Source organism: Synechococcus sp. R55.7 (assembly GCF_047461955.1).
In the GTDB taxonomy this organism is placed as follows: Bacteria; Cyanobacteriota; Cyanobacteriia; order Thermostichales; family Thermostichaceae; genus Thermostichus.
The window spans coordinates 7,271-9,854 of sequence record NZ_JANSIC010000027.1; the positions used below are offsets into that span (position 1 = coordinate 7,271).

A 2,584-nucleotide genomic window follows, 5' to 3' on the forward strand; every position below is an offset into this window, starting at 1 on the left:
ATCGGCCAGGCTCAACTTCAAGCGCAGCGTATTGAGGAGTTTCCAGTAGGGGGGCACAAAAGCCTTTTCAGGGATGGGTTGGACGGCAGGAGAGGGATCCCCAGAGCGGGCAACCGTCTCCACAGGGCAGCCGCGGTAGCGGAGCGGACGGGATCCGAGGTAAGCCGAGCGCAGCTCTCGGCTGGGATCCACCGTCAAGCCGCGAAACTGGATCGCCCCCGGACGAGAGGCTTCCCGATAGCGCAGATAGCCTGCCCACACCTGGGCAATCCACTCCGGCAAAGCTTCGGGCCGAATGTGATAGCGCTCCGGCAACAGACGGTCGTTGAGAAAACCCATCAGCCCAGACCAAACTTGCCAGACAAAAGCTCCGACGATGCGAGCAGCGGGAGACGATGAAATCTTCATGGTGGAAGCTGAAAAATGTAGAGAACCTGAAAAACCGGTGATGCAGCCAGGATTTGCCGTTGATTATATCAGCCCAGATGCATCGGAACGCTCACCCTGAACCTTTTGGCCTCCAGTTTTTCTGCTCACTGGAAAGCAGAAGCCGGCTTGCGGCCAAGCGCGTTGAGCCACCCAAATCCATCGACTACAATAGGCCCAAGGCTTGGGTGTTGCTTTCTCTCTCTGAATCTTTAGCTGGTGGGGATCCCAGAAGCGCACCGACAAGCCAGCTCCAGTAACCATTGCACCTATGGGGATCGACGGATTATGACCTGGCGCGGCGACATCACTCCCATCAATCGGCTGTGGGGATCCCTTCCCTACCTTTTGCCTTTGGTATCGGCTCTGCCCTTGGGCTTTTTGCCCTCTGGGTTGTTTCAATCTCTGCCAGGGCTGATCCCCATTTTTGCGCCTCTGTTTCGTCTGGTGCCCCTGGCCACGGGCTGGCTGGGAATGGGGGTGTTTTTGGCTCTGCTGTTCCTGGTGATCCGCAACACCCGCGTAGCCCATTTTGTTCGCTTCAACACCATCCAGGCGCTCTTGCTCAACATTGCCTTGTTCTTGGTGCAGGTGCTGATGCAGGCGTTTGGCATACTCTTCGGCAACCTTGGCCTGGCAGCGATGGTCAGCATTTTGGCCACCACGGCTCTCTTGGGGGTGATTGCCATCACCGTCTACGCCTGGGTGCAAAACATTCGCGGCCACTACGCCGAGGTGCCGGTGCTCTCTGATGCCGCCTATGCCTGGATTCGCTACTAGTTGTCAAGTCCCTGCGGGTCTGGTTGCCGATTTGCCGACCTCATCGGAGCCTAAGCCAACTCTTCAGCTCTCAAGGATTGTGGGAGGCCGGGGTGCCATCGGATTCGAGTTCTAGTCGCGCCAGCAGGACAGAGTCCTTTGTTGGGCAAGCCCTCACCCACCTGGACGCCTCTGGCCGAGTACAGATGGTGGAAGTAGGAGATAAGCCCACGGTTGCCCGTTTGGCCACTGCCCAAGGGCAGGTACGCATGTCAAAAACGACTTTGCAGGCTATTCTGGCCGGTCAAGGGCCCAAAGGGAATGTGGTGGAAACGGCCCGGCTGGCCGGGATCATGGCTGCCAAGCGCACCGCCGATCTGATCCCGCTGTGTCATCCTCTCCCCTTGAGCAGCGTCACCGTGGATCTGAATCCGGATCCCCATCTGCCCGGCTTTCTGATCACCGCTACAGTGAAAACCAACGCCCAAACAGGGGTGGAGATGGAGGCTCTGACGGCTGTTTCCGTGGCCGCCCTCACCCTGTACGACATGGCCAAGGCCCTGGAGAAGACGATGGTGATCGAACACATCCGGCTGCTGCGCAAGTATGGGGGGAAGTCTGGGCCTTTCGAGGCAGAGGATCGGGATAACGCCGAGAAATGCTGAAAGCTTTGCAACAACCAGAGAGGGGTGTTGGGCTAGGGTTGTTGGTGGGCATTGGGGTGCTGCTCTGGCCCATGCTGCGCCAGGGCTATCCCATGACTCACTCCACTCACTTCAACCTCAGTTGGGCCTTTCAGTATCAACGACAGTTTTTCGGCGGGCAGTTTTACCCCCGCTGGCTGGAGTATTCCAACTTCGGCTACGGCAATCCTACCTTTGCCTTTTACCCCCCTCTGTGCATGGTGGCCCCTCTGCCGTTTCGCCTGCTGGAGCTGGATATGCCCACCTCTTTGGTGGCCAGCATGGGCTTGGCAATGGCGGTCTTCGGGACAGGGCTGTATGCCCTTCTCCGGCAACTCATCCCCTGGGCTTGGGCTCTGGTTTTGGCTCTGGCGGGTATGGCCGGCCCCTATTGGCTGGTGGATATTTACCAACGGGGGGCAATGGGGGAAGTGTGGGCCATTGCTGTCTCTCCCTGGATTTTCTGGGCCTCAGTCCAGGTGATCTGCCGGCCCCAGTCCCTTTGGCCGATTGTGGCCTTAGCCATTAGCTACGGCCTGTTGGCCCTATCTCACTTGCCCACTTTGCTGGTCTTTACGCTAACTTGGCTGCCTCTGCCTTGGGTGCTGGGCCGCTGGGATCCCCTCTGGCCCAGGGTGGGGCGCTGCTACTTGGGGTTTGGGCTGGGGCTGGGGTGGACGGCGTTTTATCTGCTGCCAGCCTTTTGGGATCAGCGC

Annotated in this window: 3 protein-coding genes and 1 pseudogene; 3 read left to right on the plus strand and 1 reads right to left on the minus strand. The window is 58.9% G+C overall.

The features are described 5' to 3' along the window. The coding region (locus NW820_RS02620; RefSeq protein WP_414406611.1) for a hypothetical protein at positions 1–408 on the minus strand (408 nt) is incomplete at its 3' end. Between the two features lie 306 nt (positions 409–714). On the opposite strand from NW820_RS02620, the gene NW820_RS02625 reads away from it, so the two are divergent. From NW820_RS02625 to NW820_RS02635, 3 genes and pseudogenes are all read left to right on the plus strand, one after another. Continuing rightward, on the plus strand, positions 715–1,206 hold the full coding sequence (locus tag NW820_RS02625; protein ID WP_414355562.1) for a Tic20 family protein: 492 nt from the start codon (positions 715–717) through the stop codon (positions 1,204–1,206). Between the two features lie 92 nt (positions 1,207–1,298). Next, positions 1,299–1,850: a cyclic pyranopterin monophosphate synthase MoaC gene (gene moaC, locus NW820_RS02630; RefSeq protein ID WP_414406612.1), complete on the plus strand. Its 552-nt coding sequence runs from the start codon at positions 1,299–1,301 to the stop codon at positions 1,848–1,850. Next, a pseudogene (locus NW820_RS02635) lies at positions 1,844–2,584 on the plus strand (hypothetical protein); the annotation flags it as partial. The gene moaC and the pseudogene NW820_RS02635, both read left to right, overlap by 7 nt.

What these genes read in the sequence shown, in the direction of transcription:
- NW820_RS02625 (WP_414355562.1), top strand. Translation starts at nt 715, where the DNA reads ATGACCTGGCGCGGCGACATCACTCCCATCAATCGGCTGTGGGGATCC.